Annotated in this window: 17 protein-coding genes; 6 read left to right on the plus strand and 11 right to left on the minus strand. The window is 71.7% G+C overall.

Translation table 11 applies throughout. The annotated features are described in order from the left end of the window. Positions 1-200: 200 nt before the first annotated feature. Together ACZ6NZ_RS02400 and ACZ6NZ_RS02405 are read right to left on the minus strand one after the other, a co-directional pair. Positions 201-638, minus strand: coding sequence for an ATP-binding protein (locus tag ACZ6NZ_RS02400; protein WP_030334228.1), 438 nt, complete (start codon positions 636-638; stop codon positions 201-203). After that, complete coding sequence (locus tag ACZ6NZ_RS02405; protein ID WP_030334225.1) at positions 635-991, minus strand: STAS domain-containing protein; 357 nt, start codon at positions 989-991, stop codon at positions 635-637. The genes ACZ6NZ_RS02400 and ACZ6NZ_RS02405 overlap by 4 nt, the downstream gene beginning before the upstream one ends. A gap of 188 nt (positions 992-1,179) precedes the next feature. Between ACZ6NZ_RS02405 and ACZ6NZ_RS02410 the strand changes: the two genes are divergently transcribed. The 3 genes from ACZ6NZ_RS02410 to ACZ6NZ_RS02420 all read left to right on the plus strand — a co-directional run bounded on the left by ACZ6NZ_RS02410 (position 1,180) and on the right by ACZ6NZ_RS02420 (position 4,605). Further along, positions 1,180-3,552 carry a DEAD/DEAH box helicase gene (locus ACZ6NZ_RS02410; RefSeq protein WP_465855908.1) on the plus strand — a complete coding sequence of 791 codons (2,373 nt, stop codon included), beginning with the start codon at positions 1,180-1,182 and terminating at the stop codon, positions 3,550-3,552. Between the two features lie 98 nt (positions 3,553-3,650). Next, positions 3,651-3,860, plus strand: coding sequence for a hypothetical protein (locus ACZ6NZ_RS02415; protein WP_357223754.1), 210 nt, complete (start codon positions 3,651-3,653; stop codon positions 3,858-3,860). Between the two features lie 166 nt (positions 3,861-4,026). Further along, positions 4,027-4,605, plus strand: a complete 579-nt coding sequence (locus tag ACZ6NZ_RS02420; RefSeq protein ID WP_465855099.1) for an LURP-one-related family protein — start codon at positions 4,027-4,029, stop codon at positions 4,603-4,605. Between the two features lie 512 nt (positions 4,606-5,117). Here the strand turns inward: ACZ6NZ_RS02420 and ACZ6NZ_RS02425 are convergent. The 8 genes from ACZ6NZ_RS02425 to ACZ6NZ_RS02460 form a co-directional block, all read right to left on the minus strand. Further along, entirely contained in the window at positions 5,118-5,531 is a 414-nt protein-coding gene (locus tag ACZ6NZ_RS02425; protein WP_465855101.1) for an Rv3654c family TadE-like protein, read from the minus strand. Further along, positions 5,531-5,926 (minus strand): TadE family type IV pilus minor pilin, encoded by a 396-nt coding sequence (locus tag ACZ6NZ_RS02430; protein ID WP_465855910.1) that lies wholly within the window; start codon positions 5,924-5,926, stop codon positions 5,531-5,533. Before ACZ6NZ_RS02430 ends, ACZ6NZ_RS02425 begins: the two co-directional genes overlap by 1 nt. A gap of 47 nt (positions 5,927-5,973) precedes the next feature. Further along, positions 5,974-6,141, minus strand: a complete 168-nt coding sequence (locus tag ACZ6NZ_RS02435) for a DUF4244 domain-containing protein (RefSeq protein WP_081883916.1) — start codon at positions 6,139-6,141, stop codon at positions 5,974-5,976. 23 nt (positions 6,142-6,164) lie between these two features. Beyond that, entirely contained in the window at positions 6,165-6,785 is a 621-nt protein-coding gene (locus tag ACZ6NZ_RS02440; protein WP_366605779.1) for a type II secretion system F family protein, read from the minus strand. After that, positions 6,782-8,104, minus strand: a complete 1,323-nt coding sequence (locus ACZ6NZ_RS02445; protein ID WP_465855104.1) for a type II secretion system F family protein — start codon at positions 8,102-8,104, stop codon at positions 6,782-6,784. Before ACZ6NZ_RS02445 ends, ACZ6NZ_RS02440 begins: the two co-directional genes overlap by 4 nt. Continuing rightward, positions 8,077-9,288, minus strand: a complete 1,212-nt coding sequence (locus ACZ6NZ_RS02450) for a TadA family conjugal transfer-associated ATPase (RefSeq protein WP_465855106.1) — start codon at positions 9,286-9,288, stop codon at positions 8,077-8,079. Before ACZ6NZ_RS02450 ends, ACZ6NZ_RS02445 begins: the two co-directional genes overlap by 28 nt. Then, positions 9,285-10,388 (minus strand): septum site-determining protein Ssd, encoded by a 1,104-nt coding sequence (ssd, locus tag ACZ6NZ_RS02455; RefSeq protein WP_465855107.1) that lies wholly within the window; start codon positions 10,386-10,388, stop codon positions 9,285-9,287. The genes ACZ6NZ_RS02450 and ssd overlap by 4 nt, the downstream gene beginning before the upstream one ends. 265 nt (positions 10,389-10,653) lie before the next feature. Then, entirely contained in the window at positions 10,654-11,844 is a 1,191-nt protein-coding gene (locus ACZ6NZ_RS02460; protein WP_465855109.1) for a serine hydrolase domain-containing protein, read from the minus strand. A gap of 479 nt (positions 11,845-12,323) precedes the next feature. On the opposite strand from ACZ6NZ_RS02460, the gene ACZ6NZ_RS02465 reads away from it, so the two are divergent. Then, entirely contained in the window at positions 12,324-13,127 is an 804-nt protein-coding gene (locus tag ACZ6NZ_RS02465; RefSeq protein ID WP_355004872.1) for an HAD family hydrolase, read from the plus strand. A gap of 162 nt (positions 13,128-13,289) precedes the next feature. Here the strand turns inward: ACZ6NZ_RS02465 and ACZ6NZ_RS02470 are convergent, their stop codons facing one another. Next, on the minus strand, positions 13,290-14,036 hold the full coding sequence (locus ACZ6NZ_RS02470; RefSeq protein WP_357223728.1) for a Fic family protein: 747 nt from the start codon (positions 14,034-14,036) through the stop codon (positions 13,290-13,292). Between the two features lie 445 nt (positions 14,037-14,481). Here ACZ6NZ_RS02470 and acs point away from each other — a divergent pair, with 445 nt between their 5' ends. Further along, positions 14,482-16,446, plus strand: a complete 1,965-nt coding sequence (gene acs, locus ACZ6NZ_RS02475) for an acetate--CoA ligase (protein ID WP_465855110.1) — start codon at positions 14,482-14,484, stop codon at positions 16,444-16,446. Positions 16,447-16,713: 267 nt separating this feature from the next. Continuing rightward, a complete protein-coding gene (locus ACZ6NZ_RS02480; RefSeq protein WP_465855113.1) occupies positions 16,714-19,509 on the plus strand; it encodes an immune inhibitor A domain-containing protein in 2,796 nt (931 codons plus the stop codon). Positions 19,510-19,607 lie beyond the last annotated feature (98 nt).

Raw genomic sequence — 19,607 nt, forward strand, 5'->3', positions numbered from 1 at the left:
ACCCGCTGGCTGCGGGATAGGTCACTTGCTGACAACCCGGGTACTGTAGCCCTCCACAGTGTTGGAGGTCACACCCAGGTGGCACCGTGTCGCGATGATCTTCGTCGCTGTGTTATGAAACTAAATCTGATATAGGGCCCCATCCATGCAAAGAAGGCCGCATCCCCAGCAGGGGACGCGGCCTACGCGGCGGAACCGGGTCAGCGGCCGACCGGCCACACCATCCGCACCTCGGTGCCGATGCCCTCGTCGACCGGCCGCACCTGGAGGTCCTCGACGAAACCGGCGAGCAGCGCGAAGCCGACGCCGGTGGTGAGCGCCTCATCGGTCAGCGACTCGTTGGCCAGCTCGTCCGGCGGCAGCGCGGTCAGACCGATACCCGCCTCGATGGGCGCCCGGTCCACCACCCGCACGGCGTACGAGCCACCGTCGGACATCTCGACCAGCACCGGGTCGGCCAGGCCGTACTGCCGGTGCAGGGCCACCGCGCGGGTGCACGCCTCACCGATGGCCAGGCGCACCTCGTCCAGCAGGTCCTCCCGCACCCCGGCCCGCCGGGCGACGGCGACGCCGACCAGGCGGGCGGTGCGCACGTGCACCGGAGCGGGCGAGAAGGAGAGCTTGACTGTCGCCATCACGCGCCGGCGCCCGCCGAGTCGGCGCTGACCGCCGCGTCGACCGTCGGGTGCAGCGGAAACACCTGGTCCAGCGCGGTGATCCGGAAGATCTTGAGCAGTGGCTCCTTGTCGCAGACCAGCGCGAACGAACCGCCGGCCGAGCGGAGCCGCTTGAGCGCGCCGACCAGCACCCCCAGCCCGGTCGAGTCGAGGAAGTCCACCCGACCGAGGTCCACCACCACGTGACGGGCGCCACCGTCGATCAGTTCGAGGAGTCGCTCACGGAGCCGGGGCGCGGTGTAGACGTCCACCTCACCACCGACCTCGAGCACCGTGTGCTCGCCCACGGTGCGGGTCGCCAGTGACAGCTCCATCGGTCCTCCTCGCCAGAGCCGTAAACTCTCGTGGGCATCTAACCACTACCGCCGGGGCGGCCTGCGGACGCCAGCGGAGGCTTCCCCTTACCCCGGTGTCCGACTTTTCATCTCCGAACACCAGTGCGAGAGTGCAGGGCGTGACCTCCAACGACTTCAGCTCCGCGCGCGGCACGCCGCGCCACGACCTGGAGTCGTCGTCCGCGGCCACCGTATCCGCTGGTCCCGGCACCGGGCCAGCGCCCGCCGACCTGCTGCGCCGGCTACGCGCCCGAGGCGCCGTCGACCCGGTCACCCACGTCGAGCGGGTACCGGCCCGCGCCGGGGTGCCCGCGCCGTGGCCGTCCTGGGCACCGGCGGAGTTGCGCGCGGCGTTCGCCCGACGTGGCGTGGTCGCGCCGTGGCAGCACCAGGCCGAGGCGGCCAACCTGGCGTACGAGGGCCAGCACGTGGTCGTCGCCACCGGCACCGCGTCCGGCAAGTCACTGGCGTACCAACTGCCCGCCCTGGCCACCCTGCTGGCCGACCCCCGGGCCACGGTGCTCTACCTGGCGCCGACCAAGGCCCTCGCCGCGGACCAGTTGCGCGCCGTCTCCGCGCTGGAGCTGGAAGGGGTACGCCCCGCCTGCTACGACGGGGACACTCCGCGCACCGAGCGGGAGTGGATCCGGCGGCACTCCCGGTTCGTGCTGACCAACCCGGACATGCTGCACCACGGCATCCTGCCCGGGCACGCCCAGTGGTCCGGCTTCCTGCGCCGACTCGCGTACGTGGTGATCGACGAGTGCCACACGTACCGGGGGGTGTTCGGCTCGCACGTCGCGCACGTGCTGCGTCGGCTGCGCCGGCAGTGCGCCCGGTTCGGAGCCACCCCGGTGTTCGTGCTCGCCTCGGCGACCTCCGGTGACCCGGCCACCGCGGCCGGGCGGCTGACCGGGCTGCCGGTGACGGCGGTCACCGAGGACGCCTCCCCCCGTGGTGGGGTGACCTTCGCGCTCTGGGAACCGCCGCTGCTGCCACCCGACTCGTCGGCCTCCACGCCGGTGCCGCCACAGGCGACGGGCGAACACGACGAGCTCCACCAGGTCCGCCGGTCGGCGCTGCGCGAGACCGCGGACCTGCTCGCCGACACGGTCGCCGAGGGGGTACGCACCCTCGCCTTCGTCCGCTCCCGTAAGGGCGCCGAGGTGGTGGCCACCAATGCGCGTCGAGCGCTGGACGACGCGGTTCCGGGGCTCGGCGACCGGGTGGCCGCCTACCGGGGCGGCTACCTGCGGGAGGAGCGGCGCGAGCTGGAACGGGCGCTGTTGCACGGCGACCTGCTCGGCCTGGCCTCCACCAACGCGCTGGAGCTGGGCGTGGACCTGGTCGGGCTCGACGCGGTGCTGATCTGCGGCTACCCGGGCACCCGGGCGTCGCTGTGGCAGCAGGCGGGCCGCGCCGGGCGTTCCGGGCAGGAGGCCCTCGCCGTGCTGGTGGCCCGGGACGATCCCCTCGACACCTACCTGGTGCACCACCCGGAGGCGATCTTCGGCGCGCCGGTCGAGGCGACGGTGCTCGACCCGGCCAACCCGTACGTGCTGGCACCGCAGCTGGCCTGCGCCGCGGTGGAGGCACCGCTCACACCTGCCGATCTGGCGCTCTTCGGCGAGGGGGCGAAGGAGGCGGTCGACGAGCTGGTCGCGGCGGGGGCGCTACGGCAGCGGCCCACCGGTTGGTACTGGCGGCACCGGGAGCGGCCAGAGGTGGACCTGCGCGGCGAGGGCGGTGCCCCGGTCGCCGTGGTGGAGTCGTCGACGGGCCGGCTGCTCGGCACTGTCGACGGCGGGTCGTCGCACTTCCTGCTGCACTCCGGCGCGGTCTATCTGCACCAGGGCGTCTCGTACGTGGTCGACCAGCTGGACCTGGCCGACGGTTGCGCGCTGGTACGCGCCGAGGAACCGGACTGGTCCACCCACGCCCGCGACGTCACCGACCTGTCGGTGGTGTCGGTGCGCTCCTACGTGGACGCCGGCCCGGTGGGCATGTTCCTGGGCGAGGTGGATGTGACCAGTCAGGTGGTGTCGTACCAGCGGCGGCGGATCGCCACCGGCGAGGTGATCGACACCCGGCCACTCGACCTGCCCGCCCGGGAGCTTCGCACGGTGGCGGTCTGGTTCACCCTGTCGCCGCAGTCGTTGGCCCTCGCCGGGGTCCAGCCGGCCGACGTGCCGGGTGCGCTGCACGCCGCCGAACACGCCGCGATCGGCCTGCTGCCGCTGATGGCCACCTGCGACCGGTGGGACATCGGTGGGCTCTCCACCGCCCTGCACCCCGACACCGAAGCGCCGACCGTCTTCGTCTACGACGGGCATCCGGGTGGGGCCGGGTTCGCCGAGCGGGCATACGGGACGGCGGCGGAGTGGCTGCGGGCCACCCGGGACGCCATCGCGGAGTGCGGCTGTGAGGCCGGTTGCCCGTCCTGCGTGCAGTCACCGAAATGCGGCAACGGCAACAACCCCCTCTCCAAGCCGGACGCGATCCGGGTGCTCGACGTGGTGTTGGCGAACCTGCCGGACTGAGCGGCTTGCATGAATCGGCATGGCACGGGGCACAATGGTGTGGGAGCGCTTCCATCGATGCCCATGTTGCCGACCGCCCCCGTGCCCGAGGAGAAGCCGTGGCCGACACCATCGCCGAAACCGTCGACCTGCTCTACACCATCGACCAGGACAATCTCACCCTCGACCAGCAGATCGCGCTGGGGTCGGCACTGGCCGCCCTGGCTCAGGCGGAACGGCTGGAACAGATCAACGAGCGGCTGCGCGGCATCCACCAGGTGCTGAACACCTGGGCGCTGCGGGCCGCGAACTCCGTCGACAGTCGCTGAGGTCCTCCGGAGTGGTCCTGCCAGGGCACCAGTGACCACTTTCGTGCTGGGTAGTCGTCCGGCGACCTCGACGGCTACCCAGCAGCTACTGATCATGGGCGGCAGGGGGCGCGACGGTCGTCGGGCTGTGCGAGACTCCGGCGCACCAATCCCCGGAGGAGTACACATGCAGCTCGACAACGTGCAGGGCCAGCACCAGTTCCACATCCGCCAACGACTGCGCATGATGGTCAACCAGTACGAGGTCCGGGCGGTCGCCGCCGATGGCACCGAGGGTGAGCTGCTGGCGTTCGCGCAGCAGAAGCGGCTCGCCTTCAAGGAGCAGGTGACCATCTACACGGATGACTCCAAGCAGCAGCCTCTGCTCGGCTTCAAGGCCCGCCAGCGCATCGACCTCGGCGCCACGTACGACGTCACGGACGCGGCCGGCAACCCGATCGGCCTGTTCCGCAAGGACTTCGCCCAGTCGCTGCTGCGCTCCACCTGGCACGTCGAGCAGGCCGGTCTGCCGCAGGTGACGGGCCAGGAGCGGAGCATGCCGGTGGCACTGCTGCGTCGATTCGTCGACTCGCTGTCCTGGTTGCCGTACCACTTCGACTTCACCGCTGGCGGTCAGCCGGTCTTCACCGTGGTCAAGAAGTGGGGCCTGCGCGACAAGTACGTCGTCGAGGTGCAGCACCCGCAGATCGACCGTCGCCTGGTCATCGCGATGGCCGTCGCCCTCGACGCGCTCCAGGCCCGCTGACACAGCCGGCCTGGGCCATGGCGGCGCGGCGACCCCGCACGGTCGCCGTCGCGGCCACCCAATCCTCGGCTGCCGGCCGGGACCTGGACCTCAACCAGTCCCGGCCGGCGGGCCGCAGGCGCCCTGACTCGCTGGCGGTAGACCGTTGGACGGCAGCACCCTTGGGCGAAAGGCCCTTGGACCGCGCCACCGGGCAGCAGGGCGTTGGTGACCCGGCCCCTGCCCCCGGATGTAGTCCGCTCCCCCTTTGGAGCTGATGTCGTAAACGCATCACGCCTGGCGTCGTGAACGATTCAGCTCCGTAGCGCCCACCGATCCCAGGAGTGCCCCGGGGCCTGTTCCACGCGGGTCAGTCGACGGCGGCCTGCCAGCTCCAGGAGGGGAGGCGGTCGAGCCGAGGCGGAGTGCCGGCCGGCGACCCGACAAAGCCACCGGCCATGCCCTCCTGTCGCTGCGTCCGGCACTGCGGCAATGGTGAGCAGAGACGCCGCTGTGCGGCTGAGTCACAGGGCTCAACCACGTACCGGGCCGGCGCGGGCGCTCGCCGTAGCCACCCGGGTCAGGCCGGGTAGTGGCGTGAACGCCACCTCGACCGTCACCAACACGTCCATCCCGTCGAGGTGACAGCCGACCAGCCGGCCCTCGTTGCGCCCGGCGAGGTCGGATGCCGTCGCGCAGGCCGCGGCGTCGCCGTCCAGCGCCCGCGCCGCCCCGGCCAGCGCGCCGAGGTCGGCTGCCACCGCCGCCCGCTGGCCCGCCGTTCCAGCGGCGACGATGGCGGCGCCGAACGTACCGAACACCACGAAGACGAGCCCTATCGCCAGCAGCAGGACCGTCGCTCCACCTCGCTGCCGGTCCGGCCGTCCAGCGACGTACTCCCCGGAGGCCGGTGGGTGACCGGCACGGGGTGATGGATCTCTTCGCACTACCAACTCCCCCCGTGCGCGCCCGGTTCGACGGCGGCGACCGCGGTGGCGACCACGGTGATCCGCGGTAGTCGGCCGCCCAGCGTCCGCACGGGTGCCCGTACCGTCGCCCGCACCCGGCCGCCGTCGACGGACACTGAGACCGTCGCGCCCGGCGGTGCCGCGCTGTCACCGTCCGCGCCGCCGTCCGCGCCCCGGGCGGCGGCGAGCGCTGCCTCCCGGGCCGCGTGCAGGCAACCCGCCTGCGCGCTGACGGCGTTGACAGCGGTCAGGCCGGCCAGCAGGAGCAGGAGCAGCGCCGGCAGGCCGGCCGCCAGTTCGGCGGTGAAGGACCCCCGGTCCCCGCCGACGGGCCGCGGGAGGACGCTAAGTGTCCGCCCGCCGCGTGTCGCCAGCCCGGGAACCCTCGAACCTGGATCGCGGCCAGCCTGCCGGCGCTCGATCACTTCAGTGCCCGGTCGATGACGGCGGTCAGTGCCGACTGGACGTTGCCGGAGGTCAGCACCTTCAGCAGGATCCCGGCGAAGGCGACCGCGGCGAGGGTGCCCACGGCGTACTCGGCCGTGTTCATTCCGGCATCGCCGCGCAGGCGGGCGATGAGTTTGCGCATGACTGTTTCCCTTCTCGATGGGGTCAGAGCACGTCGCCGAGAACGGCGACGATCACCGGCACGAGGCCGGCGAGAATGAATGCCGGCAGGAAGCAGAGCCCCAGCGGCAGGACGATGAGCACACCCGCCCGGCGGGCCGATGCCTCGGCGGCGGTGGCCCGGTCGGCGCGCAGGTCGTCGGCGAGCCGGGTCAGTGCGCCGGCCAGGGCGGCACCACTGTTTGCCGAGCGCAACGCCGCTGCGGTCAGGCGCTCCGCGCCGGGCACTGCGTCCAGCGCGGACCATGCCTCCGCCGGGCCGCCACCGAGCAGCAGCGTGCGGCCGACCCGGGCCAACCGGCCGGCGAGCGGCCCGTCCAGTGCCTCGGCGACGGCCAGTACCGAGCGATCCACCGGAGCGCCCGCCCGCATCGCCGCGGCCAGCAGGTCCGCGGCGAGCGGCAGGTCGGCGGCCTCCTGTTGCCGCCGCCGACGCACGGCGGGCGACTCGATCCGCCGCAACAGGACATCGAGCAGGAACGCGGCCGGGAGAGCGCCGAGCAACCCGAGCCAGCCTTCGACGACGACGGCCACGGCGATCCCCGCCAGCACCGCCGCGAGCCGGATCACGTCCGGTCGCCGCCCGGCTGGGCCCCGGGCGGTCACCCTGCCCGCCCCGGCGCCGCGCCCAGCCGTTCCGCCCAGAGGAGACCCACGACCTGAAGGGCGACCGCGACAATCGCGCTGGCACCGCCGACAGTGCTGTGCAGGAGCACCGCCAGGGGGTCGACGCCGATGCCGTACCCCAACCCGATCCCCCCAACCGGCAGGGCCGCCAGCAGCCAGGCCGTGGCCCGGGCACCCGCCGCCTGGGCCGCCGCTGCGGCCAGACCCCGGTCGGTGGCCCGAGCATCCGCCTCGATCCGCTCCAGAAGCTCCGCCAGCGGCGCACCGGTCCGATCGGCCAACCGCACCGCCGCCGAGGTCAGCTGACGTAGGCGGCTCCCCCCGTCACCCCCGGCGGCCGTCACGTCGAGCGCGGGTGGAACGGGGAGCCCGGCCCGCAGGTCCGCCGCGAGGCCGCAGAGCTGGTCCAGCCCAACTCGCCTGTCCCGCTCGGCGCTCCGGTTCACTCGCCAACGCAGCGCGGCGCGCACGGCCAGCGTGCCGTACCCGGCCATCGCGACCGCGGCCACCGGACCGCCAACCGCGGCACCCACACCGCCGCCGAGCAGACCGACCACCGGCAGCACGCGGGTCGTCGATCGCGAGATGCGCACCGACGGAGGCGTGCTCGACCGTCTTCCGGTCGCGCCGACGCTCCCGTGGGCGCGGCACTCGACGATCGCGCACCCGTCGGACGCCGCCCCGGCGGACGCGCTGCCTCGACAGCCGGTGTCCAGGTCGCCGTGCCCGTCTGCGGTCGCCGGGCCGGAGACGTCGTGCCGACCGGCCGTGTCGACGCCGCTGGCACCGATCGTGATCGTGGCCGCCGACCCGTCCGGCTGTCGCTCGGCATCAAGCGTCGTGCAGGCCACTGCCGGGCGGGCGGTGCTGGTCGGGCGTCGGGGATCCCGCCGGGCCGGTGGGCGCGTCGGCCCCTCCGGGCGTGTGAACCCGTCTGCCGCTCCCGGCCACCTCGGGCTGCGGGTGACGTCCCGGTCGGGCCAGCCGAGTGCCGTCCGTCTCTCGTTGGCACCCGCAGTGGCACCCGACTCGCCCGCGATGCCGACCGGATGACCCCCGGTTGGGGCAGGTCCGGGGCCGTCGACCGGCCCGTCCGGCGTGCGACCGAGTTCCCTGATCCACTGCACCAGGGCGTCATCGGGATCAACATGGCCGGACATGCGCTCCGGTGCCAGTACGCGACGGCGACGGGACCGAATGCTCCGCACGGGCCACGCCACCAGGGCAGCGGCGATCAGGAGCAGCGCCGCAACCAGCATCGTCTCGGCGGTCATGCCGGACCCGCCGAGCCGGGCCATGGTTCGCTGAGGATGGGTGGCACCGCCACCCCGCGCTCCCGCAGCAGAGCCCCGAGGGCACGGGCGGCAAGCCCGAGTCCGCTGCCGCGCACCCAGGCGGGCACCACCGTCACCAAGCGGTCGGGCCCGTCGGGCAGCAGCAGGCAGACCGACTCCAGGACGCGACCCCGGTCGCTGCGTCGCACCTGGAACAGCACCTGCAACGCGGCGGCCACCTGGGCGTGCAGCGCCGGGCGAGGCAGCCCACCCAACATGCCGAGGGCCTCCAACCGGGCCGGCACGTCCGACGGAGTGTTGGCGTGCAGGGTGCCCGCGCCTCCGTCATGGCCGGTGTTGAGCGCGGCCAGCAGGTCGACCACCTCACCGCCGCGGCACTCACCGACCACCAGCCGGTCCGGGCGCATCCGCAACGCCTGCCGGACCAGATCCGCCAGGCTGACCACGCCCGTACCCTCCACATTGGCGGTTCGCGCCTGGAGCCCCACCACGTGCGGATGGCCCGGACGCAGCTCGGCGGCGTCCTCCACCAGCACGATCCGTTCGGTGGTCGGCACCATGCCCAGCAGGGTGTTGAGCAGGGTCGTCTTGCCCGACCCGGTGCCCCCGGTCACCAGGTACGCCAGCCGGGCCGCCACGACGGCAGCGAGCAGAGGTGCCAGCGGTCGCGGCACGGTCCCCTGGTGCACCAGCTCGTCGAGCGTGAACGGCCGGTGCCGGAAGGTCCGCAGCGAGAGGTACGGACCTTCGGTCGCCACCGGCGGCAGCACGGCGTGCAGTCGGGTGCCGTCGGGAAGCCGCGCGTCCGCGTACGGCGAGCCGTCGTCGAGCCGCCGCCCCGCGCTGGCGATCAGCCGCTGCGCCAATCGACGGACGTCCTCCACCGAGCCCATCGGGACGGCGACCTGGTGCAGCCCCGACCCGCGGTCGACCCAGACCCGGACGCCGTTGACGAGGACGTCGGTGACCTCCGGGTCGGCGAGCAGCGGCGCCAACGGCCCGGCGCCGACGAGGTCGTCTCGCACGCGGTCGGCGATCCGCAGCATGGCGGTGTCGCCGAGCACTGCGGCGGCGGGTTCGGCCCGTACCGCGGAGACGATGGCAGCCGCGGTGACCGGGGTGGTGGCGGCGGCGATCCGCTGCCGTACCCGGGCGGCGAGCGTGCCGTCCTCCGGCCCGGCGGTCATGCCGCACCCGTGGCCGGCGCGCCGGTGAGGTCGGTGACGATCCGTTGGCAGAGCACGGCCAGTGGGCCCTTGCCTCCGGCGGCCGGAGCCTCGCCCCGTTCCAGCCGACGGCAGAGTTCCGGCTCGGGCCGCAACGTGCCGGCCAAGGGGAGGCCCAGCGCACGTGCCACCTCGGACGCTCGCAACCGCCCGGGTGCGGGCCCGCGCACCACCACCGAGAGCGCGGCGCAGTGCGGGGCGGCCGCAGCCACCACCCGAGTGGCCGCCGCGGTGGCCCGCAACTCGGCCGGCACGACGACGAACGCCTGGTCGGCGGCTTGCAGCGCCACCACAGCCGCATCGTCCAGCTGTCGGGGCAGGTCGATCACCACGAAGTCCCGCCCACGCCGGGCCGCGTCCACTGTCGCCGCCATCGCCGACACCGGCAGCGGCAGCATCTCGCCGCGGTCCCAGGAGAGCACCACGAGGTCACCCCGGCTGGGCAGGGCCTGCACCAGCGCCGGGGCGTCCACCCGTCCGTCGGCGCTGGTGAGCGACGGCCAGCGCAGGCCTTCCAACTGCTCCCAACCCAGCACGAGGTCGAGGCCACCACCGAGCGGGTCGGCGTCGACCAGAAGGGTGCGCAACCGGGCCCGAGCGGCGGTAACCGCCAGACCACCGGCGAACACACTCGCGCCCGCACCGCCCCGACCACCGAGGACCGCGACGACACGGGCGCCGACGCCGGCCGGACGATCCGGATGATGTTCGGCGAACCGATCCACCAACCACGGCTCCGCGGCCGGCAGCGTGGCGACGTGCTCGGCCCCGATCAGCTCGGCGAGCTGCCAGCCGGGGTCGAGCTGACCAGCCCGGCCGAGCAGCACCAGCCGGGCGCGCTGCGGCAACCGGGCGCGCAGACAGGCCTGCGCCTGGTCGGCGCCGAGCAGCACCAGGGGCGCGGGAAGCCACCGGGTGCGGGCTGCCGCCGGGTCGCGGACGAGTTCCACCTCCGTGCCGCCGACAGCGGCGAGCCGGAGCACATCATCGAGCAGGTCGTCGTCGCTGGTGACGACCAGCGGGAGCCGGCGGATCGGCGGAACCGTGGTACGGGGTGGCATCGCGGCCTCCAGCGGTCGGGCTCTGGTATGCCGCCGACCCTGCTCGGAATCCGCCGCACGAGCCGTCCCGATGTCGTCACCTGTGGACAACCTGGTGGCCTGTGGAAAACCCCCGCCGAGACAGTTGATCTGCTATCGGCGCGGGCATCGCCGCAGCTACGGCCGATGCGGGAAAACAGCGGGGCCGCTCCCGAAAGGAGCGGCCCCGCCGGGATTGCCGCGCGGCCTCAGGCGGCTGCCGCCCACCGGGCAACGAACGCTGCGGTCAGTCGTCGAGCGCCTGGTAGACGGTGGTCCAGAAGTCGTGCCACATCGGCAGCCGCTGGTCGCCCGCGTGTGCCCGCTGCATGAACACGATCGCCGCCAGGTCCTCGGCGGGGTCGTTGTACCAGGCCGTGCCGTAGAAGCCGGGCCATCCGTAGCTGCCGACCGAGGGCCCGAGGTGCGTGCGGCGGGTCCGGACCGACATTCCGAAACCCCAGCCGATCGCGTCGAAGTAGCCGGGCCAGAACCCGGAGAGTGCCTTCTGGTTCGCGGTCAGGTGGTCGCTCGTCATCAGCGTCACCGCAGGCCGCGACAGCACCCGTTCGTCGCCGTGGGCACCGCCGGAGAGCAGCGCCGAGGCGAAGGCGAGGTAGTCCTGGGCGGTCGAGACGAGCCCGCCACCACCGGACTCGAACATCCGCGGTCGACTGAACCGCCCGTCGGGACCGTCCTCGACCACCGGCTCGCCGGTGGCGGCGTTGTCCTGCTCGTACGCCGTGGCGAACCGGCCGATGCTCTCCCCACCCACGTTGAAGCCGGTGTCGACCATCCCCAGTGGCTTGCAGACCCGCTCACGGATCGCATCCCCGAAGGACATGCCGGTGGCCCGGGCGATGAGCACGCCGGTCACGTTGGCGGCGGTGTCGTACATCCAGCGCTCGCCCGGCTGGTGGACGAGCGGAAGGTCGCCGAGCTGCCGGATCCACACGTCCGGCGACGAGTATTCGAGTGCGTCCAACGCGTCGGCGATCGGCACCGTGCCCGGCTCGGCGGGGACCATGCCGGTGCCAATGGTGCCGTCCAGGACGTCCCGCAGCGTTATCGGGCGTTCCGCCGGGACGGTATCGTGCAGCGGGCCGTGGGGATCGGCGAGCACTCGCATGTCCGCCAACTCGGGGAGAAGATCGTCGACCGGGTCGTCGAGGCGGAGGGTGCAGTCCTCGACGAGGGTCATCGCACACGCGGCGACGATCGGCTTCGACATCGAGCCCAGGCGGCAAATGGTGTCGGCCGCCATCGGTGTCTGCGACCCGGGGCCCTCGAACGCGAGCTGACCCACCGCCTCGATGCGCACCTCACCGTGCCGGGCGAGGACGACCACCATGCCCGGGACGAAGCCGGACTCGACGTGGTGCTCAAGAAACCCCCGCACCCGGGCCAGCCGTTTCGACGAGAAGCCACCAGCAGCCACGCGTTCCTCCTCAGCTCGTCCCGCTGGGAAGCTACACGCCAGGCGACGGTCGCACGGCCCGCGACGACGTGGGACAGAGACATGGACCGAGCAGCAGCCCTGCTTCCGAGACACGGAGCGAGCCTCATGGTGCCGAGCGGTATCGGGTGGCGCGCTCCCACGGAAAAGGGACGACCCCCGTCGGGGGGAGACGGGGGTCGTCGGAGGTTCGGCTCCGGGGGGGTCGAGCCGAACCACTCAGCGGTCACGGGGGGTGCAACCGCTGAGGGTCTGCCTGTTTCGGGGATGTGAAAGCTCGTCGTACGGACAAGTTTGCCTGAGCGGGCCCGTCACGTCGAGTGGTGCTGCCTCCACTCACTGCGAAATTCTCCTCGCAGAGTGTGAGCGTGATCACGTGAAGCGGAGGGCCCGCAGGTCTGAGGGGTGGCATGACCCCGGGCACCCGCCGACGATAGACCATCCGGCTAGACTTTCGCGCCGTGGGCCGAAGTGCCGCTTTCTTCGATCTGGACAAGACCGTCATCGCCAAGTCGAGCGCCCTGGCGTTCGGTCGGCCGTTCTACCGGGACGGGCTGATCACCCGGCGTGATGTGGTCAAGTCGGCGTACGCGCAGCTGATGTTCCGGCTGGGCGGCACCGACGAGCAGACCATGGCCCGAACACGGGACTACCTGGCTGCGCTCTGCAAGGGCTGGCAGGTGGAGCAGGTCCGCCAGATCGTCGCGGAGACGCTGCACGAGCTGATCAACCCCTACGTGTACGCCGAGGCCGCCGCCCTGATCGTGGAGCACCAGGCGGCCGGGCGGGACGTGGTGCTGGTGTCGGCGTCCGGCGAGGAGATGGTCCGGCCGATCGGAGAGCTGCTCGGTGTGACCGATGTGATCGCGACCCGGATGACGGTGGAGGACGGCCGGTACAGCGGCGAGGTCGAGTTCTACGCGGCGGGCCCGAGCAAGGTCGAGGCGGTCACCGAGCTGGCCGCGGCCCGGGACTACGACCTGGCTGATTCCTACGCCTATTCCGACTCGTACAGTGATCGCCCGCTGTTGGAGTGCGTGGGCCACCCGAGTGTGGTCAACCCGGACCGGCAGCTGCGCAAGCTGGCTTCGGAGAACGCGTGGCCGGTGCTGGAGTTCCGCCACCCGATCCCGCTGGGCCGGCGGTTGCGGGAACGGCCCGCCGTCCCGGTGGCCGCGGCGGCTCTGGGGGTCGGGGTGGGTGTGGCCATCGGCATCGCCTGGTACGGCCGCCACCGCCGAACCCGAGCCGCCACCACCGCCTAACGCCCCACCACCCCACCCCACCCCTCGGCGTCGATCATGGAGTTGTGGTGGTCGGAATCGGGTGATTGGCACCTTCTGCGGGGCACCACAATTCCATGATCGACGCGGCAGGGTCGCGGGAGCGCGGTCTGACCGATCCGCGGCGGCTTGGTCGATCGCTGCTCAGGCGGCGGCGAGGATCTCGTCTCCGATGGCGGTGAGCTGGTCGGCGGCGACCTCGACGGCAGCCAGGTAATGCCGTAGCCAGGAGCGCAGCCCGTCCGGGGTGCCGGTGGCGAAGGCACCGGCCGCGCCGACGTACTCGGGTTCCCGCTCGCGGTGCCCGACGTCGACGGCGAGCAGGCCACGCGGGTCGAGGCCACTGGCGAGCAGCACCAGCCGGGCCGCCCCCCGGGCCACCACGCCGGACGGCCCGGCGAACGGGCGCAGGTTCAACAACTCCCCGTGTACGACGGCGGCGAGCACCAACGGGGAGACCTTGGTGCCGCCGGCGACGAGACCGGCCAGCCCGTCCAGTCGGGTGGCGACCACCGGGTCGGCGACCGGGCGGCCCAGTTCGGCCTCCGGCACCAGATCCCGTGCGGCGAGCACGTGCAGCTTCGCGAGCGCCTGGCGGGGCGCCTTCGGCCACAGCTCGCTCAGGCCCGGCAGCGCTCCAGCGACCCGCAGCGCTCCCTGGAGCACCGGGTCCGTGACGGTGCCGGCCCGAACCGCCTCACGCTCGTGCCCGGCCCCCTCAAGGGCCGCGCTGGCGACAGCGGAGCGCAGGCTGACCTCGGCGGCGACCTGTCCGCCGTGCCGGCGCAGCGCCCGGTGCCCGAGCGCCTGGTCGAACCGCGCGCGGGCCTGCTCGACGGCGGCGGCGATGTCGGCGAGCGCGAGCAACGGGGCGAGCGGGTCGGTGGTCACCCCGTCACGCTAACGACCCGGCCCGGCACGACGGGCCGCACCCGCCCGCAACGCGACCCGGACCACCCGGCCGGCACGACGGACCGCACCCCGCCCGCACCGCAACCCGGACCACCCGGCCGGCACGACGGACCGCACGCCGCCCGCAACGGCGCGGTCGCATCGCCGAATCACCGCGGCAGTTCCCACACGGGTTCGCTGAAGTCGGGGTGTCCGCCTGGCCGGGACACCGCGATTTCCATGAAACCGTGTTGATCAAGGCAGCCGGCACGGAAACCGTATTGATCAAGGGGTCCCGGACGGCGGGGACGGGTGGGACGGGCCGCCGGGCGCGCGCCGGGGGCCGCTCGGCGCGAGGCGGTGGGCAGCCGTGGCCGGTCGCAGGCCCCGCGACTACCCTCGTGCCATCGAGACCCAGGTCACCCCGAGGATGAGGAGTCACGGCATGAGCGAGGCATTGGCCAATCTGCTGAACGAGACGCGCCAGTTCCCCCCGCCGGCCGAACTCGCCGCGCACGCCAACGTCACCGTCGACGCGTATGCCGAGGCTGAGGCCGACCGGCTGGCCTTCTGGGCGAAGCAGGCCGATCGGCTGGCCTGGTCGAAGAAGTGGGATGAGGTGCTCGACTGGTCGAACCCGCCGTTCGCGAAGTGGTTCGTGGGTGGGCAGCTCAACGTCGCGTACAACTGCCTGGATCGGCACGTCGAGGCGGGCCGGGGCGACAAGGTCGCGATCCACTGGGAGGGCGAGCCGGGCGACACCCGCACCATCACGTACGCGGATCTGCACGAGCTGACCTGCCGGGCGGCGAACGCGCTCACCGACCTGGGGGTGACCGCCGGCGACCGGGTGGCGATCTACCTGCCGATGATCCCGGAGGCGGCGGTGGCGATGTTGGCCTGCGCCCGGATCGGCGCCGCGCACAGTGTGGTCTTCGGTGGCTTCTCCGCCGACTCGTTGAGCAACCGGATCCAGGACGCCAGCGCCAAGGTGGTGATCACCGCGGACGGTGGTTACCGGCGGGGCAAGCCGTCGGCGTTGAAGCCCACCGTGGACGAGGCGGTGGCGAACTCCCCGTCGGTGGAGCACGTGCTCGTGGTCCGCCGCACCGGCGAGGACGTGGCGTGGTCGGAGAAGGACCACTGGTGGCACGAGACGGTGGAGACCGCCTCGGCCGAGCACACCGCCCAGCCGTTCGACGCCGAGCACCCGCTGTTCATCCTCTACACCAGCGGCACCACCGCCCGCCCGAAGGGCATCCTGCACACCACCGGCGGCTACCTCACCCAGGCGTCGTACACCACGCACGCGGTGTTCGACCTGAAGCCGGAGACGGACGTCTACTGGTGCACGGCCGACATCGGCTGGGTCACCGGGCACTCCTACATCGTCTACGGCCCGCTCTCCAACGGCGCCACCCAGGTGATGTACGAGGGCACCCCGGACACGCCGCACAAGGGCCGGTTCTGGGAGATCGTCGACAAGTACGGGGTGAGCATCCTCTACACCGCTCCCACCCTGATCCGGACGATGATGAAGTGGGGCGACGACCTCCCGGCGGGCTACGACCTGTCGTCGCTGCGCCTGTTGGGCAGCGTCGGCGAGCCGATCAACCCGGAGGCCTGGATGTGGTACAGGCAGCACATCGGCCGGGGTGAACTGCCGGTGGTGGACACCTGGTGGCAGACCGAGACGGGCGCCATCATGATCTCGCCGTTGCCGGGGGTGACCGCGGCCAAGCCGGGCTCGGCGATGACGCCGCTGCCGGGCATCGTGGCCGACGTGGTGGACGACCAGGGCCAGTCGGTGCCGAACGGCGGTGGCGGCTACCTGGTACTGCGCGAGCCGTGGCCGTCGATGCTGCGCACCATCTGGGGTGACGACGACCGGTTCATCGACACGTACTGGTCGCGTTTCCAGGGCATGTACTTCGCCGGCGACGGCGCGAAGAAGGACGACGACGGGCACATCTGGCTGCTCGGCCGGGTGGACGACGTGATGTTGGTGTCCGGGCACAACATCTCGACGACCGAGGTGGAGTCGGCGCTGGTGTCGCACCCGTCGGTGGCCGAGGCGGCGGTCGTCGGCGCGACCGACCCGACCACCGGTCAGGCGATCGTCGCGTTCGCCATTCCGCGGGGCAGCACGGAGATCGCCGGCGAGGCGGGTGAGCAGCTCATCGCCGACCTGCGCAACCACGTGGCGAAGACGCTCGGGCCGATCGCCAAGCCGCGGCAGATCATGCTGGTGCCGGAGCTGCCGAAGACCCGCTCCGGCAAGATCATGCGACGGTTGCTGCGGGACGTGGCGGAGAACCGCTCCCTGGGCGACGTGACCACGTTGCAGGACTCCTCGGTGATGGACCTGATCTCCTCGGGGATGAGCGGTACGAAGTCCGACGAGGACTGACGGTAGGCGTACTCATTGGAGGGTGGCGGTCCGTGCGGGCCGCCACCCTCTGTCATGTCTTACGGGTGCGGCTCACGCCGCTCTGCCGGTGTCACATCGGTCGGTCGGGGGAGTCGGGGAAAGCTGAACGGGCACAGGCGTCGGCCACCACTGTCCTTTCGGCCGGTTGTGCTTTAGGTTCACGCAGGTTGGAAGAGTTCGACAGTCATCGCTTCGATGGTCGGCCACCCCAACGTTCTCCCTCCCATGCCCGAGAAACGGAGCGGCATGAACCACAAACCGCAGTCCAGGGCGCGGCGACGTCTACTCGTCGCGCTGCCCGTCCTCGCCCTCGCGGCCACGTCACTGACCGTGAGTGGCAGTGCGGCGGCTCAGCCGTCGTCCGGCACCCCCCAGGCGGTGATCGGCGCGGACGAGCACTACATCAACTACGCCGAGCCCGAGGTGCAGCCGGACACCCCCGGCCGTGAGGTGAAGGGCAAGGGTGGCATCTACACCCCTGCCGCAGAGTCCGCGCGCGCGTTCGACCGCAAGCACGCCCGGGGCAACCCGGTGACCGCACGGCAACTGGCCAAGGACGAGGCCAAGTCGCTGAAGACGGGTCAGAACCCCCGCAAGTTCAAGAAGGCCCCGACCACCCAGACGGCGAAGCTGCTGACGCTGCTGGTCGAGTTCAACGACAAGGCCAACGACGACTTCACGGACGTCATGGTCCCCAAGACGGTGTTCGAGGACCGCACCTGCGTCCCCGGCACGGTGCAGAACGGCCCGAAGCACAACAAGATCCCGGACCCGGCGCGCCTTGCCCACGAGGACAACAACTCGATGTGGGTGCCGGACTTCTCGCCGCAGCACTACAACAAGATGCTCTACAGCAAGAAGGGCATCACCGAGCGGGTCCGCACGGACCTGAAGGGCCCGGACGGCAAGAAGGGCATCGACCTGTCCGGTCGCACCATGCACAACATGTACCTGGAGATGTCCAAGAACGCGTACACGGTGGACGGGCAGGCCAGCCCGTGGATCACCGTGCCGCACTCGGAGGGCTGGTACGCGGCCAACCGCTGCTTCCAGGACGAGACCGGCGCCTGGGTTCCCGGCCGTGAGCAGTCGATGAACGGCCACCCGGACAACCCGGCCGGCGCGGGCCGCCTGGCGACCGACGCGATCGACGCGCTCGTCGCGAAGGACCCGAACTTCCCGTGGGCCGACTACGACATCGAGGACCAGGCCGACCGCGACGGTGACGGCAACGTCTTCGAGCCCGACGGCGTGATCGACCACCTGGTGCTGGTGCACGCCGGCCAGGGCAAGTCCCGTGGCGGCGGCGACCAGGGCGTGTACGCGGTGTGGGCGCACTCCTCCACGGTCGCCGGTGGCTACACCATCCCGGGCACCAACCTGAAGGCGTCGAACTACATCGTGCAGCCGGAGGACGCCGGCGTCGGTGTCTTCGCCCACGAGTTCGGCCACGACCTGGGTCTGCCGGACCTCTACGACACGTCCGGCAACGCCGACTCCGACGTGGACTTCTGGGACCTGATGGCCTCGGGCTCGCACTCCGGTGAGATCTTCCAGGCGCTGCCGACGCACATGGGCATCTGGGACAAGTGGGTGCTCGGTTGGGCCGACCCGCTGACCATCCGACCCGGGTCGAACCCGCGCGAGGTGAAGCTCGGCCAGACGTCGCGCACCCCGATCGACTCCGAGGACGGCATCAAGGTCGACCTGCCGGACAAGGTGACGACGCTGGCGACCCCGCACAGCGGCACGAAGATGTGGCACAGCAACAACGACCAGGAGTGGGCCGACGTCAAGCTGAGCCGCTCGGTCGACGTGCCGGCAGCCGCCGACTCGAAGTTCTGGATGTGGAACAACTACATCATCGAGGAGGACTGGGACTACGGCTTCGTCGAACTCTCCACCGACGGCGGTACGACCTGGACCGAGCAGAAGGTGTACGACGAGGGCGGCACGGTGGTCACCACGCCGGACGGCTACCCGGACCCGAACGGCCGCATGAACGACTTCGGCGGCAAGAAGTACGGCCTCACCGGCAGCACCGACGGCTGGCGGCACGACTACGTCGACCTGTCGGCGTACGCCGGGACGACGGTTCAGGTGCGGCTGCGGCTGGCCACCGACGAGGCGTTCGAGGAGCGCAACTGGTTCGTCGACGACTTCTCGGTCACCGGCGGCGGCGCCACCACCTGGAGTGACGACGTCGAGGGCGGCGACAACGGCTGGACGGCCACCGGCGGCACCTTCGTCGACACCACCGGCGCGGGCTGGAAGGTCTCCAGCGGCACGGAGGTGCACGCCCAGTACTACCTGGCGGAGTGGCGGAACTTCGACGGCTTCGACAAGGGCCTGCAGTACGCCTACGACACCATCTACTCGCACGAGGCGTGGAAGGTCGACCGGATCTCCTACAACGCTCCGGGCATGCTGGTCTGGTACCGGGACACCGCGCTCGGCGACGTCAACCACGTCACCGGGCAGATGACCGCGCTGCCCAGCTACGGCGCGAAGGGCGGCCTGCTCATCGTCGACTCGCACTTCGACCCGCTGCGCCGTACCGGTGAGGCGGCGGTGAAGGACCCGTCGGTGACCGACAACCTGCCCAGCCGCCCGCAGTCGTCGAACGCGGCGTTCACGCTGAACCGGACGTACCCGTTCACCGAGTGCCTGGAGGCGGCCGACGAGCCGTACAGCGCGTACTGCACGAAGTTCAAGGGGCTGCCGCCGGTGAAGGCGTTCACCGACGCCAAGGGCTGGTACCCGGGCATCGAGATGCGCGACGTTGCCGCCTACGCCCGTGACAACGACGCGTCGGTGGTCCTGCCGTCGCGCGGCAACGCGCCGTACACCACCCGGGTCACCAACCCGGACGGCAGCCCTGCGCCGGAGTTCTACGGCGTGACCCTGGGCGGCGGCGCGATCGTGCTGGGCACCGGCAACCCCGGCGACGCGGGCGTGAACTACGGCGTCTCGCTGACGATCAAGAAGGCTGCCGGGGACAACTCGTCGGCCCAGATCTACGTGACGCCGGCAAAGAAGTAACTGTTTCACTGCTCGACAACTGACGGTGGGGCCGGTGGCGGAGACGCTGCCGGCCCCACTGCCGTTTGCGGAAGATCAGATTGATCGAGAAATGTCGT

The organism is Micromonospora sp. NPDC047756 (genome assembly GCF_055587245.1).